The 13610-nt window shown below is 70.8% G+C and carries 11 protein-coding genes and 1 pseudogene; 6 read left to right on the top strand and 6 right to left on the bottom strand.

Annotated elements, in window-relative coordinates; all coding sequences use genetic code 11:
- Positions 1 to 49 precede the first annotated feature (49 nt).
- Positions 50 to 943 (top strand): MBL fold metallo-hydrolase, encoded by an 894-nt coding sequence (locus ACFWP5_RS29895; RefSeq protein WP_384163179.1) that lies wholly within the window; start codon positions 50 to 52, stop codon positions 941 to 943.
- 9 nt (positions 944 to 952) lie between these two features.
- On the opposite strand, the gene ACFWP5_RS29890 is transcribed toward ACFWP5_RS29895, so the two are convergent.
- Positions 953 to 2464, bottom strand: coding sequence for a protein kinase (locus ACFWP5_RS29890; protein WP_384163176.1), 1512 nt, complete (start codon positions 2462 to 2464; stop codon positions 953 to 955).
- Positions 2465 to 2757: 293 nt separating this feature from the next.
- Between ACFWP5_RS29890 and ACFWP5_RS29885 the strand changes: the two genes are divergently transcribed.
- From ACFWP5_RS29885 to ACFWP5_RS29875, 3 genes are all read left to right on the top strand, one after another.
- Positions 2758 to 4995 (top strand): MMPL family transporter, encoded by a 2238-nt coding sequence (locus ACFWP5_RS29885; RefSeq protein ID WP_384163173.1) that lies wholly within the window; start codon positions 2758 to 2760, stop codon positions 4993 to 4995.
- A gap of 143 nt (positions 4996 to 5138) precedes the next feature.
- Complete coding sequence (locus tag ACFWP5_RS29880) at positions 5139 to 6455, top strand: sensor histidine kinase (protein WP_384163170.1); 1317 nt, start codon at positions 5139 to 5141, stop codon at positions 6453 to 6455.
- Positions 6452 to 7108, top strand: a complete 657-nt coding sequence (locus ACFWP5_RS29875; RefSeq protein WP_365302421.1) for a response regulator transcription factor — start codon at positions 6452 to 6454, stop codon at positions 7106 to 7108. Before ACFWP5_RS29880 ends, ACFWP5_RS29875 begins: the two co-directional genes overlap by 4 nt.
- Positions 7109 to 7165: 57 nt before the next feature.
- Here ACFWP5_RS29875 and ACFWP5_RS29870 read toward each other — a convergent pair.
- A pseudogene (locus tag ACFWP5_RS29870) lies at positions 7166 to 7440 on the bottom strand (alpha/beta fold hydrolase); the annotation flags it as partial.
- 34 nt (positions 7441 to 7474) lie between these two features.
- Positions 7475 to 8155 carry a hypothetical protein gene (locus ACFWP5_RS29865; RefSeq protein ID WP_384163166.1) on the bottom strand — a complete coding sequence of 227 codons (681 nt, stop codon included), beginning with the start codon at positions 8153 to 8155 and terminating at the stop codon, positions 7475 to 7477.
- A 55-nt stretch (positions 8156 to 8210) separates the two neighbouring features.
- On the opposite strand from ACFWP5_RS29865, the gene ACFWP5_RS29860 reads away from it, so the two are divergent.
- Positions 8211 to 8711 carry a CGNR zinc finger domain-containing protein gene (locus ACFWP5_RS29860; protein ID WP_384163163.1) on the top strand — a complete coding sequence of 167 codons (501 nt, stop codon included), beginning with the start codon at positions 8211 to 8213 and terminating at the stop codon, positions 8709 to 8711.
- An 87-nt stretch (positions 8712 to 8798) separates the two neighbouring features.
- Here ACFWP5_RS29860 and ACFWP5_RS29855 read toward each other — a convergent pair whose 3' ends face one another.
- Together ACFWP5_RS29855 and ACFWP5_RS29850 are read right to left on the bottom strand one after the other, a co-directional pair.
- Positions 8799 to 9494, bottom strand: coding sequence for a DUF4232 domain-containing protein (locus tag ACFWP5_RS29855; RefSeq protein ID WP_384163160.1), 696 nt, complete (start codon positions 9492 to 9494; stop codon positions 8799 to 8801).
- 370 nt (positions 9495 to 9864) lie between these two features.
- Positions 9865 to 11142 (bottom strand): multidrug effflux MFS transporter, encoded by a 1278-nt coding sequence (locus tag ACFWP5_RS29850; protein ID WP_384163157.1) that lies wholly within the window; start codon positions 11140 to 11142, stop codon positions 9865 to 9867.
- A 145-nt stretch (positions 11143 to 11287) separates the two neighbouring features.
- Here ACFWP5_RS29850 and ACFWP5_RS29845 point away from each other — a divergent pair, with 145 nt between their 5' ends.
- Positions 11288 to 11782, top strand: a complete 495-nt coding sequence (locus ACFWP5_RS29845) for a MarR family winged helix-turn-helix transcriptional regulator (protein WP_384163154.1) — start codon at positions 11288 to 11290, stop codon at positions 11780 to 11782.
- Between the two features lie 47 nt (positions 11783 to 11829).
- On the opposite strand, the gene ACFWP5_RS29840 is transcribed toward ACFWP5_RS29845, so the two are convergent.
- Positions 11830 to 13035: a cytochrome P450 gene (locus tag ACFWP5_RS29840; protein WP_384163151.1), complete on the bottom strand. Its 1206-nt coding sequence runs from the start codon at positions 13033 to 13035 to the stop codon at positions 11830 to 11832.
- Between the last annotated feature and the right edge of the window lie 575 nt (positions 13036 to 13610).

Below are 13610 nucleotides of genomic sequence, written 5' to 3'. Positions count from 1 at the left end.
GCGGTGGAGTGGTGGGCGAACGAGACCGTCGTACTGCTGAGGAGTCGCCATGGCCGACCGCGTGTCGCACGACCCCGTCGTGCACATCACCGAAGTGCGGGAACTGGACCGCGACTTGGTGGTCGTGCCCGACGGGCGGGTGCAGTTGGTGCCCAACATCGGTGTCATCGGCGGCCGGGACGCGGTGCTCGTCGTGGAGACGGGCCTGGGGCCGCGGAACGCCGAGAAGGTGCTGGAGTTCGCGTCCGAGTACGCCGGGGGACGCAGGCTGTATCTGACGACGACCCACTTCCACCCTGAACACGCCTTCGGGGCGCAGGTGTTCGCGGGCGAGGCGACGTTCCTCGTGAACCGCGCGCAGGCGGAGGACCTGAAGGTGAAGGGTCCTGGCTATCTCGACATGTTCCGAGGGCTCGGCGAGCCGGTCGCCCGGCAGCTCGAAGGTGTCGTCCTGCCGGAGCCCGACCTCGTCTACGACGACGCGTACGACCTCGAACTGGGCGGCCGGGTCGTGCAGTTGCGGGCCACGGGCCGGGCGCACAGCAAGGGCGACCAGGTGGTGCGGGTGCCGGACGCGGGCGTGCTGTTCACGGGGGACCTGGTGGAGGCGGGCCAGTTCGCCATCTTCCCGTGGTTCCCGCCGTACGACACCGATGTCTCCGGCACGCGCTGGCTCGCGGTCATGGAGCGCCTCGCGGGCGAGGGGGCCCGGGTCGTCGTACCCGGCCACGGGGCCGTCGGCGGACCGGAGTTGCTCGCGGACGTGCGTGACTATCTGCGGCTGCTGCGGGACGAGACGTGGGTGCGGCGCGACTCGGCGACGAGCGAGGAGACGATCGTCGAGGAGGTTCGGGCGCTCATGATCCAGCGGCATCCGGAGTGGGCCGAGCGGGACTGGATCGAGAAGGGGGTCGGCTGCCTCTGCGCCGAACACCCGGCGTGAGCAGGCCAGTCAGGACGCGCTCGTCACGAAGCCGTCCCTGGCCGTGTCGAAGACGGGACGGTAGGTGTCCCACTTCGCGTCCGGGGCCGAGAGGTAGATGTCGTACTCGCGGTCGCCCTCCCGGCCGAAGCCGAGGTCGATGGCACGGAACACCCGCACCCGGCCCTGGAAGGTGAACTCCCATATGGCGGCGGGCTGTTGCTGGAAGGTGGTCTGCTGCATGCGGAGCCTGCGGTACGAGGGGTAGTTGACCTTGGTGTTGGCCTCGATGTCCGCGAAGTGCGTGCCCGGGTTGGGGCCCGCCGGATCCACGACCCCGATGGTGAGCCCTGCCAGGCCCGTCCTGTCGGTGTAGGTGACGCCCTCCGCCGTGCGCTTGCCGGCCTTCCAGCCGTCCGGCACCGGGAAGGAGACGCCGAGTTGGCGGTCCCGGACGAGGTGATAGCCCTCCGGCACGGGCGAGGCGGAGGCCGTGGTCGTGGGCCGGCTCGTCGCGGCCCCGGGTGCGGACTTCGACGTCGTGTGCAGCACGAACGCCGTGGCCGCCACAGCAGCGGCCACGGCGACGGCGATCCCCCCGAGGACAAGCCCCTTACGGCTCCGTCGCCGCCCACGGCCACCGCCTGAGTCCCCGGCCGGTTTCGCGGGCTCCGGGCCTACCACGGTCAAGTGGGCGGTGGCCGGGGGCAGTTCGGACGTCGACTCCCCCCACCACGCGGTCTGCAGGGCCCGTTCCGTCTGTTCCGCCGTCGGCCGCTCGTCGGGCTCCTTGATCAGGAGTACCTCGATGAGCGGCTCCAAGGGTCCGGCCTGCTTCATGGGTTCCAGTGGGTCCACCGCGATGGCGTACGCGGTCTCCATGGCGGTGACCCGGCGGAACGGCGGGCGTCCCTCGACGGCCTGGTAGAGCGTGGCGCCAAGTGCCCACAGGTCGGAGGCGGTTCCGGGGGTGAGCCCGCGGATCCGTTCCGGGGCCATGTAGTGGATGGAGCCGACCATCTCGCCGGTCTTGGTCAGCGTGGACGCCCCGTCCGTCATGGCGATGCCGAAGTCGGTGAGGACGAGCCGGTCGCCGGCGCCGAGCAGGACGTTGCCGGGCTTGACGTCGCGGTGCAGCACACCGGCGGCGTGGGCCGCGCGCAGGGCGGCGACCATGTCGAGGCCGATCCGGGCCGCCTCCTGGTACGGGAGGGTCCGGCCGTCCTTGAGGAGTTCGGCGAGCGTGGGGCCCGGGACGTACTCCATGACGATGCAGGGGCGCCCCTCGTCGTCCACGACGTCATGGACGACGATCACGTTCGGGTGCGCGATGCGGGCGGCGCTGCGGGCCTCGCGGCGGGTGCGCTCGTAGAGGGTGGCGAGTTCGTCGGCGGAGAGTTCCGGCCGGGCGTGGAGCCGTTTGATCGCGACCTGGCGGCCGAGCACCTCGTCGTCGGCCCGCCAGACGGTGCCCATGCCGCCCCGGCCGATCTCCTCGGTCAGCCGGTAGCGCCCGGCGATGCGACGCCCTTCGTCCGACACGGTGTCCTCCGCCGGTTCTGTCCATGTTCGATTCGCCTGATCACCATAACCGGCTCTTGTCCCGGATCATGTGGGGCGGATCACGGCGCCCACTCTCGACGGGAGAGTCGCCCGCCACGGCTGAAGGTTCGCCCACCTCGACTGGAGGGTGGAGAGGGTCTAGTACCCCGGTACTAGTCACCCCGGCCGTTTTCACTTCCCCGGTGCTGCGGATGCGAGGAAAGCCGCTCATAGCGTGAAGCCGTGGGTCGCGCAGGCCCTCCACTTTCTATCGAACCTGGTGGGAGTACCCCATGGCCACCTTCCTCTACCGGCTGGGCCGGTTCTCGTTCCGGCGGCGACGGCTCGTCCTGATGCTGTGGATCGCCGTCCTGGCGGTCGTCGGCATCGGTGCCATGAACGTCACGACGAGCACGTCCGACAGTTTCAGCCTCCCCGGCACACAGTCGCAGAAGGCGATCGACCTGCTGGAGAAGGAGTTCCCGCAGGCGTCGGCCTCCGGCGCCACCGCCCGCGTGGTGTTCGAAGCGCCCAAGGGGCACACGCTGGCCTCCGGCGCCGACAGGACCGAGGTCCAGTCGCTGATCGCCGACCTCAAGAAGGCACCCCAGGTCGCGAACGTCTCCGACCCGTACCAGAGCGGCCTGATCAGCAAATCCGGCACCATCACCTACGCGCAGGTCACCTACAAGGTCGGCCAGCCCGACGTCACCGCCGCCGCGCGCGACGCGCTGCACTCGGTGGCCGACCGGGGCGAGAAGGCGGGCCTCGCGGTCAGCCTGGGCGGCAACGCCGTACAGGAGAAGGCGGGCAGCAGCAGCACCGAGCTGCTCGGTCTGCTGATCGCGGCCGTGGCGCTCGTCATCACGTTCGGGTCGCTGCTCGCGGCCGGACTGCCGCTGCTGACGGCGATCTTCGGGGTCGGGACGGCGGTCGCCGCCATCACGGTCGCGAGCGCGTTCTTCGACCTCAGCTCGGCCGCCTCGACACTGGCGCTGATGCTGGGCCTCGCGGTGGCCATCGACTACGCCCTGTTCATCGTCTCCCGGTACCGCAGCGAGATCCGGGACGGCCACGAACCGGAGGAGGCCGCGGGCCGCGCGCTGGGCACCGCCGGTTCCGCGGTGGTGTTCGCCGGTCTCACTGTCGTCATCGCCCTGGCCGGCCTGAGCATCATCGGCATCAGCATGCTGACCACCATGGGCCTGGGCGCCGCCTTCGCGGTCGTCGTCGCCGTACTGATCGCGCTGACCCTGCTGCCCGCGGTGCTGGGCTTCGCCGGGACGCGGATCATGGGCAGCAGGTTCACCAGCCGCCGGATGCGCGTGCTCCAAGAGGGCGGCAAGGGGGAGACGACGGGCGTGCGCTGGGCCCGGTTCGTGACCCGCAACCCGCTGAAGATGCTGGTCGTCTCGGTCGTCGGGCTCGGCATCCTGGCCATCCCCGCGCTGTCGTTGCGCCTGGCCCTGCCCGACGACAGCACGTCCTCGCCGGGCACCAGCGAGCGCATCGCCTACGACACGATCACCAAGGGCTTCGGCGACGGCTACAACGGCCCGCTGACCGTGGTCATCGACGGCCAGGGCAGCACCGACGCCAAGACCGCCGCGCAGGACGCGGTCGCCCAGCTCGGGAAGATGTCCGACGTCGCCGCCGTACGCCCCGCGGTGTTCAACCAGAACGGCGACGTGGCCCTGATCTCCGTCGTACCGAAGAGCTCGCCCAGCAGCGCGGCCACCGTCGACCTGGTCTCCGAGATCCGCGACCGGGGCCCCGCCCTGAAGAACGACACCGGCGCCGAACTGATGGTCACCGGCACCACAGCGCTGAACATCGACGTGTCCAACAAGCTGAGCGGCGCCCTGATCCCCTACCTGGGTGTGGTCGTCGGCCTGGCCCTGGTCCTGCTGCTCCTGGTGTTCCGCTCGATCCTGGTCCCGCTCAAGGCCGCCCTCGGCTTCCTGCTCAGCGTGCTCGCCACGCTCGGTGTCGTGGTCGCGGTGTTCCAGTGGGGCTGGCTGGCGGACGTCTTCGGCATCGACCAGACCTCGCCGATCGTGAGCGTCCTGCCGATCTTCATGATCGGCGTGGTGTTCGGACTCGCCATGGACTACGAGGTGTTCCTGGTGACCCGGATGCGGGAGGAGTACGTCCACGGGGCCGAGCCCACGGAGGCGGTGATCGCCGGCTTCCGGCACGGCGCCCGGGTGGTCACGGCCGCCGCGGTCATCATGATCTCCGTGTTCGCCGGGTTTCTACTCGACGACGTGGCGCTGATCAAGTCGATCGGCCTGGGTCTCGCCTCCGCCGTCCTCTTCGACGCGTTCGTCGTCCGGATGACACTCGTGCCCGCGGTCATGACCCTGCTCGGCCACCGCGCCTGGGCCCTGCCCCGCTGGCTGGACCGCGCGCTGCCCAACGTCGACGTCGAGGGCGACCGGCTGCGCCATCTGCTGGCGGAGACCCCGGACGACGGCTCCATCGGCCCGGACAAGGCGCCCGTGTCGTCCGGCGCCACCAACAAGAGCTGAGGCAGCGGCCGTACGATCCACCCCAGGACGCCTATTACGGACGTACGGCCGCCGCCCCTGTCGACCACACCGTCCCCGCCCGCCGGTCCCCTTCCCCCCGGGACCGGCGGGCGGCCCCGCCTGCACCATGGAGGGTGTATCCCGTGACCGCACCGCCGACGACGGACCGGCCTCCCAAGCCCGCGAACCTGATCGGACGGACCCGGCTGGGCGATTCCGAGTACCGGTCGGTCGTCCGGCTGCTCACCTGGCTGGGGCGGGTGCGGGCGGCCGACGTGGCGCATCCTCGGGTCCGGCGGTGGGGGGTGCCCGTCCTGTACGCCCTCGGCGGCATTCCGGCGCTGGTGCTCGCGGCCCGCGACTCCGGCCCCGACTTCGTGCTGATGCTGACGGTCACAGCGGGGTACACGGTGCCGTTGCTGTGGCGGAGGCAGCGGCCCGTGCTGGTCTTCGCCTTCCTGGTCGTCCTCTCCGAGGTGTGCCTGTTCGTGGGGGTGGACTCGGGTTCGAGCGCAACCCAGTTGGTGGCGCTGCTCAACCTGGGGCGCTTCGGGGCTCCCGGCCAACTGGCAGTCGGCGTCGCGTACAACCTCCTGCAGACTTTCGTGTCGATCGCCTTCTTCAACGGCCTCAAGGGATCGGACCAAGGGACCAGTACCCCGGTGCTGGCGTTCCTGGCCGTGGTCGCCATCCTGTCGATGGCCGCGCTGGGTCTGGCCGGAAAACTGGTGAACGCCTACATCGAGGCCCTCCAGGAACACGCCGTACGTCTGGAGATGGAGCGCGACCAGCGAGCCCAGTTGGCCGCGGCGACCGAACGCGCCCGCGTGGCACGGGAGATGCACGACATCCTCGGCCACACCCTCGCCGTGATCGTCGGTCTCGCGGGCGGCGCCGCCGGACTCGCCGAGACCAAGCCGAAGCGGGGCGCGGACACCCTGCGGATCATCGCCGAGAGCGGCCGCGGCGCCCTCGCCGAACTGCGCCGGCTGCTCGCCGTCATCCACGACGACGAGCCCGACGACACCCCACTCTCACCCCAGCCCGGGCTGGCCGATCTCGGCGCCCTGATGGAACGGGTGAGGGCCGCGGGTCCCGCCGCCGCACTCCACCTCAAGGGCGAACTCACCGGTCTCGCCCAGGGACTTCAGCTCGCCGTCTACCGCATCGTGCAGGAAGCCCTCACCAACACGCTCAAGCACGCGGCACCGAACACGACGGTCGAGGTCACGGTGACGGCCGCTCCGGAGGCGGTAACCGTCACCGTCGAGGACACCGGCCCGCACAAGGCATCCGGCACCGACGAGCAGGGCAAGGGTTTGGTCGGCATGCGCGAACGGGCCGCGCTCTACGGCGGACAGGTCGTCGCGGGCCCCAACTCCCACGGTGGCTGGACCGTCCGCGCCCTCCTCGTCCCCATCCCCACTGCTCCCGACCTCACGGAGAAGCACTCGGCATGACCACCGTCCTCATCGTCGACGACCAGGCCCTGCAGCGCCTCGGCTTCAGCATGCTCATCGAGCAGTACCCCGACCTGAGCACCGTCGGCGAGGCCACGCACGGCGTCGAGGCGGTCCGGCTGGCGGCCGAACTGCGCCCCGACGTCGTCCTGATGGACGTCCGCATGCCCGGCATGGACGGCATCGAGGCCACCCGCCGGATCGTGCAGTCGGGCGGCCGCTCACGCGTCCTGGTGCTGACCACCTTCGACCTCGACGAGTACGCGTACGCCGCGCTGCGCGCCGGGGCCAGCGGCTTCCTCCTCAAGGACGCGCTGCCCGAGGAACTCGTCGCCGGCATCCGCGCGGTGGCCGCCGGCGACGCCGTCATCTCTCCAGGCCTGACCCGCAAGCTCATCGACGCCTTCGCCGACCGCATGCCCGGCCGCACCGCCGAACAGGACCGCCGCCTCGACGCCCTCACCGACCGCGAACGCGAGGTCCTCACCGTCATGGCGGCCGGCTGGAGCAACACCGAGATCGCCGAACGCCTGTGCCTCGCCGAGTCCACCGTCAAGTCCCACGTCAGTCGCATCCTCGCGAAGATCGGCGCGCGGGACCGGGTACAGGCGGTGATCTTCGCGTACGACGCGGGGTTGGTACGGCCGGCTTGAGGTGGGCCGGGGTTGGTGAGTAGGGACTGGTGTCGGGCCGGTGAGTCGGAGCTGGTCTCAGGCCGGCGCGGTCACGAAGTCGTCGATCAGGGCGGTGAGTTCGGCCGGTTCCTCCACGGGCAGTTCGTGGCCGGCGTCGACGATCCGGACGACCGCGTCCGGGTAGGCGTTGGCCATCCGCAGCATCTGGGAGAGGGGCGACTGGATGTCGTGGTAACCGTGCACGATGAGCGTCGGCGCGGTGATCTCGCCGACGCGTCCAGGACGCCGAAGGCCCGCATGGCGCCGTAGCAGGTCATGACGACCTCGCGCGGTGTGGGTGGCCGGCCCCGCCGCACTTCGCCCAGGGCCGGGACACTCGGCGGATCAGTCCTCGGACAGGAGCCAGCCGATGTGCAGTTCCTCCGCGCCTGGGCGGAATATCCGGATGAGCTCGGCGCGCTCCGGCTCGCCCTCGGGGAGGTTGTCGGCGAGGAGGGCCTGCGCGGCGATCGTCTGGGGCCGGGCGCCGAGCGCGGCGCGCAAGTTGAGTGAGCGGCGCAGCATCGCCATCCGCTCGGCGGGCTCCTTGTGCGGTGCGAGGTGCCGGATGATGTAGGACTCGAAGTAGCCGTCGCCGGACTTCGTCGCGACCTCGAGTGCCGTCTCGTAGAGCGGGACGGCGCCGGCCGGGTCCTCGTCGATGTTGTCCAGCAGGACGGCCCAGTGGTACTCGGCCCAAGCGCGTGTCTTCTCGTCGCCGCCCTCGATCGCCGCACGGTAGCCGGCCTCGGCCACGGCACGGTCGTCGGCGCGGGTGTCGCGCCGGAACAGCAGGCGGCTGTAGGCCAGTCGTGCCGTGAGCAAGTGCGCGGTCGGCGATGCGGGTTCGAGCACCGCGACCGCCTTCTCGGCCTCCTCGTGACCCTCGATCCGGAAGAACCAGCGGTCGACGGCGATCACCGCGCGCAGCTCGGGCTCGACGTCCGGGGCCAGGACGGCGAGTGCGGCGTCCCACTCCCCGAGCATCTGCAGTCGACGGGCGATGTAGGTGGCGTCAGCTATCATGGCACCTACGATACGAAGCGGCGATGTAGGCGGTCAAGTGCAATACGATGACTACATGGGGAACGTGGCACGGCTGGCCGTCGAGCTGGCCAACACCGGGACCCTCGACCAACACGGCGAACTGGTCGCCGCGTTCTTCGCGGAACACGAGGTCACTCCGCCCCCGGGCGGCGACTACGGCGAACTGCCGGACCTCGTCCGCACGGCCCTGGCACAGTCGGTCGACGGCGCCGCCCCCGAAGCCGTGCACCGCCTGCTGCGCGACTATCCGCCAGAGATGCACCTGTCCGACCATGACGGCCTCGACGGCTGGCACATCCACTTCAGCCGCAACGGCACCCCGGCCAAGCACTGGCTCGGCCAGCTGATCGCCGCCGAACTCGCCCTCGTCGCGGCCGGGGACCCGGCGGTGACGCTGGGGCGGTGCGTCGCGGCCGGGTGCGGAAACTACTTCGTGGACCAGTCACGGAACCGCACACGCCGGTTCTGCTCCAACACGTGCGCGAGCCGGACGACGGTTGCGGCCTATCGGGCCCGGGCGGCGAAGAACTCCTAGCGTAGTGAGTCCGTTTGGGATCCGTCACCAGCAGATGCGGAAGAGCCACCGCACACAACTGGAACGCACGGTGGCCAGGCCTGCGGGTCAGCCGCCCTGGCCGGCGCTGCCGACCGGGCCGACCGTCACGGAGGCACCGGAGCCGTCCGTGACGGGCAGGGTGGCGGCGCCCGGCCAGTTGAGGGTGACCGACTTCGTCTCGTTCGGCGGGGTCACCACCAGCCCGGTGATGCGGACGCCGGAGCCGCCCGACTTGTTGAACGGGTAGTTGATGGGGAAGGCGATCGACTTCCCGTTCTTGAGGATGGTCGAAGTGGTCGCCTGGCCGGTGCGCTTCGCGGACAGCGGACCCGCGTTGGTCTTCAGGTCGACGCCCGCGTACCCGGAGATCGTGCAGTCCCGGCCGCCGCCGTTCGTCAGCTCGACCACGACGGTGGCGTCGGGGTCGCCGTCGATGGTGTTGTCCTTCGCCGTGATCTCCAGCTCGTCGGTGCGGCACTTGCCGACCTTGGCGTTCGCGTCGGAGCCGGTACCGGCAGCCGTACCCGTGCCGCCGGAGCTCGACCCACCGGAGCTGGTCCCCGTGGAGGCCTTCGCGCCGCTCTGGTCCGAGCTGCCGGTGTCCGAACTGCCGCCCGAGGACGAGGCGTTGGACCCGGACGACGCCGTGGACGCGGACGACGAATCGCTCTGCCCCGTGGCGGCGTCGCCGTTCTGGCAGGCCGTGAGCGAGACACCGGCGGCGACGGCCAGGGCGGCGAAGGTGAGCTTGTGAGCGCGCATCGTTTCATCCTCAGAATCGGTGGTGTCAGTGCCGGCCGCCCAGTACGGGTCATCGGTACGAGCGGGCGTTTCTGATCATCAAGAGCGGCTCGACCCGGTCGACCGTTCCGCACAACCACCGCATAAGACATTCCTGTTACACGCACCCCCACGTACGACGCCCGCCATCACCAGGCACAACACGCCGGAACGCCCCAACGGCCAGCCCGGACGGCGGTTCCCGCCGCCGTCGCGAACTCGTCCGCGGTCACCGTCCGTTGGGACAGACCCGTAACCCGACGGGTCACAACCGATCACCCGCCCTTCGCATCCCGCCGAGCCGATGAAGCAACTCCACGGAACGCGCGGGCTCCAGACGGGTCGTCAATTCCTATGCCGACGGCGTCGGTTCACCCTGTCCCTCCCAGGGCCTGGCCAGCCCCACCAGTGCAACTCCCGCCGCTGCCACGGCAATCAGCATGATCACCGCCATCGGCAGGGAACTGTCCTCGCCGAACACCCCCACCAGCGGCGCCGCGAGCGCGCCGAACAGGAACTGCAGGCCACCGAGGAGGGCGGAGGCCGCGCCCGGGGCGTTGCGGCCGAGGGCCTGGCCGATGCTCAGGGTCGACGGGAAGACCATGCCGATGCCGCCGGCCGTGATGAACAGGGTGATCCAGGTGCCGGCGAGGGTCTCCCCCACGGTCAGTACCAGCAGCACCTGGGCCAGCGCGCCGACCGCGGCGACGGCCACCGCCGCCACGAGGAGGTTGTTCAGCCGTACCCGTCCGGCGAGTTGGGAGAAGGCCGCGCCGGCGATCAGCATGGCGACGGCGTTGCTCGCGAAGATCAGGGAGTACGTCGTGGCCGACACTCCGTGCAGGTTCTCGAAGACGAAGCTGGACCCGCTGATGTAGGCGAACAGTGCCGCCGAGATGAACGCGAGGACGAGGACGTACCCCATGAACGTCCGCCGGCCGAGCAGCGCTCCCATCGCGCGGAAGGTGTTCGTGATCCCGCCCGCGTGCCGCCGCTCCGGCGGCAGGCTCTCCGGGACCTTGCGGACCACGCCGAGCAGCAACAGGCCGCCCATCACGGTCAGTACGACGAATACGGCGCGCCAGGTCGACACGGCGAGGATCGCCCCGCCGAGCACCGGTGCGGCGACCGGCGCGACACCCATGATCTGCGAGAGGACCGCGAAGTAGCGCGGCAGGTCGGCCCCTTGGAAGCGGTCGGTCAGCACGGCGCGGGCCAGCACCATGCCGGCGGCGCCCGCCAGTCCCTGGAGGAACCGGGCGCCGGTGAGCACGCCGATGTTGGGCGCGAGGGCGCAGGCGACGGAGAAGACCGTGAACGCGGCCGTTCCGGACATCAGCAGTCCGCGGCGGCCGAGGCTGTCGCTGAGCGGGCCGATCAGCAGCTGGCCGACGACGAGTCCGGCCAGGAACGCGGTCATCGTCAGCTGTACTGCCGAGCTGCTCGCCCCGAGCGTGTCCCCCATCGCGGGGAAACCGGGGACGTACATGTCGGTCGCGAGAGGGGCGACCGCGGTCAGCGCGGCGAGGACGGCGACCAGGGCGACGGCTGTGCGCCGCGAGGGGTCGGTGGAGTCGGCCGGTGCGGCGGCGCGCGCGGCGGCGGAACTGGAAGGGGACGGCGATACCATGACCATAACGGTAACCGATGGTTCACCGGTTAACAATGGTGGACCGGAGAAAGCCTTCGTCAGCCCGTGAAGACCGTGAAAGCCTGCGGATCGGGTCTTCGAAGGCCTACGAAGACCCGATCCAGGAAGCGAGAAGACGAGCCGCATGTCGCCCTCCCCCGCCGACGTCCGCGCACAGTGGACCGAGCACAACCCCGGCCTCGACACCTCCCCCATGGAGCTGATCGGCCTGCTCAAGCACGCCACCGGGCTCCTGAACCGGGCGGTCGAACCCCTCTACGCGGGCGCCGAGCTCACCGCCCCCGAGGTCGACATGCTGATCCCCCTACGGCATGCCACCGACCCGGTGATCGCCCGCCGCCTCGCCGAATGGCTCGGGCTGTCCCGCGCGGGGGTCAGCAAGGCCCTGGGCAAGCTGGAGAAGCGCGGTTTCATCGCCCGTACCCCGAACCCGGCCGACCGGCGTGCCGCCCTGGTGACCATCACGCCGGCCGGGGCGAAGGCCGTGGACGACCTGTTCCCCCGCCAACTCTCCGCCGAGGTGCGGCTGTTGGCGGGGCTGGGCGAGGACCGGGATCAAGTGCTGAGTGCACTGGGGCGATTGGTGGAGGTCATGGAGCGCCAAGTGGGCCGTGACTGAATGACTGAAGGGGTCCTGACGAACAGTCACCATCCAGACTCGCCGTGTCAGGCCGTGCCGCCCCTCAGCTCATGAGTCGTGGCGTCCCACAGCACATGCAGCGTCGGCGGCTTGCGGAAGACGAGGCCGTGCGGGGCGGTCGGGCGGTCCGGGTCGAGGCGCAAGGCCGGCAGCCGTTCGAGGAGGTGCCGGAGGGCGATACGGGTCTCCAAACGGGCGAGGTGTGCGGCGAGGCAGTAGTGCGGGCCGTGGGCGAAGGCGAGTTGGAGGCGGGCGTTCTCGCGGCGGACGTCGAAGCGGTCGGGGTCGGGGAAGGCGGCCGGGTCGCGGTTGGCGCCGGTGAGGGAGACGGTGACCAGGTCGCCCTCGCGGATCGCGGCCGGGCCGAGGACGGTGTCCCGGGTGGCGTAACGGTCCACGACCGCCGCGCCGGGTTCGAGGCGCAGCGATTCCTCGATCGCACCGTCCAGCAGGCCCATGTCGGCCTGGACGAGGGCGAGTTGGTCGGGGTGTCGTAGTAGGTGCAGCAGCGCGTTGGTGATCATCGCCTCGGTGGTCTCGATGCCGCCGAACATCAACACGGCGGCGTTGGAGGCCACTTCGGGCAGTGTGAGTTGTCCTGCGGCGGAGCCGAGGAGCGAGGCTCCGCCCCGGTCGGCGACGGTGGCTTCGACGGAGGCGCGCAGTTCCGCGTACGCCTTGGTGCCGTCGGCTCCCGCCTCGTGGCCGGCCGTGATGTCCGAGACCGACCGCACGATCGCGTCGTACCAGGAGAGGACCGTGTCCGGGGTGGTGCCGGTCAGCCCGAGTGCCTCGGTGACGACGGCGACCGCGAGCGGGCCCGCGAAGGCGCGGCGCAGTTCGCCGGCGCCCGCCGGTCGCAGCGCGGTGACGAGTCGGTCGGTCTCACGCTCGATGAACGAGGCGAAGCCGTCCCGTACTTCGCGCGGACGGAAGGGCGCGGTGAAGGGTTCGCGGTGGCGGGCGTGCCGCTCCCCGTCGAGGGACAGCATGCTCGGGCCGACGACCTGGGCGGTGGAGAAGCGCGGGTCGTCCACGGTGAAGGTCGCCGCGTCCTTCATCACGCTCAGCGCGAGGTCCCGCCGGGTGACCAGCCAGCCGTCCAACTCCGGCAGCCAGGACACGGGTTCGCTCTCACGGAGCCGCGCCAGTCGCGGGTGCGGGTCCTGGGCGAGTTCGGCGAGCGTCGTCCCGGCGCCGAGCGGGAAGGAGGCGGCGGCGACCGTACTCATCGCGATCCGTGACGGGGTTGGGGGAAACAGGCCATGACCGAGGCTAACAATCGCACCGCGGGCGGGGCGGGCGGGGTCGGCACGGTTCCAGGGCGGGGGCTGCGGCGCCCGACCAGTCGCGCTGAGGGGCCACCGAAATCACAGCGGTTCCCGTCTCGGAGACACCGCAGGATAAGTCGGACTGCCCTACACCGACCACCCGCACCCTGCCGAAGACACCACCAGTGCGGCGGGACGCCCTGGACCGAATACCCGTCCCCTGTCAGAGACACCGCCGAGCAAGTCGGCCCGGCCTGCACCAAACACCCGCACCCGCCGAAGACGCCACCGCGCGAGGCGAACCGCCCCAGGCCGAGCACCCCTCCCCTGCCGAAGACACCGCCGAGCAAGTCGGCCCGGCCTGCACCAAACACCCGCACCCGCCGAAGACGCCACCGCGCGAGGCGACCCGCCCCAGGCCGAGCGCCCCGCCCCTGCCGAAGACACCGCCGAGCAAGTCGGCCCGGCCTGCACCAAACACCCGCACCCGCCGAAGACGCCACCGCGCGAGGCGAACCGCCCCAGGCCGAGCACCC

Origin of the sequence: Streptomyces sp. NPDC058469 (assembly GCF_042721125.1) — a bacterium.
Classification (GTDB): Bacteria; Actinomycetota; Actinomycetes; order Streptomycetales; family Streptomycetaceae; genus Streptomyces.
Note: the sequence above shows the minus strand (reverse complement) of the source record. Positions and strands in the feature narration are given on the sequence as shown.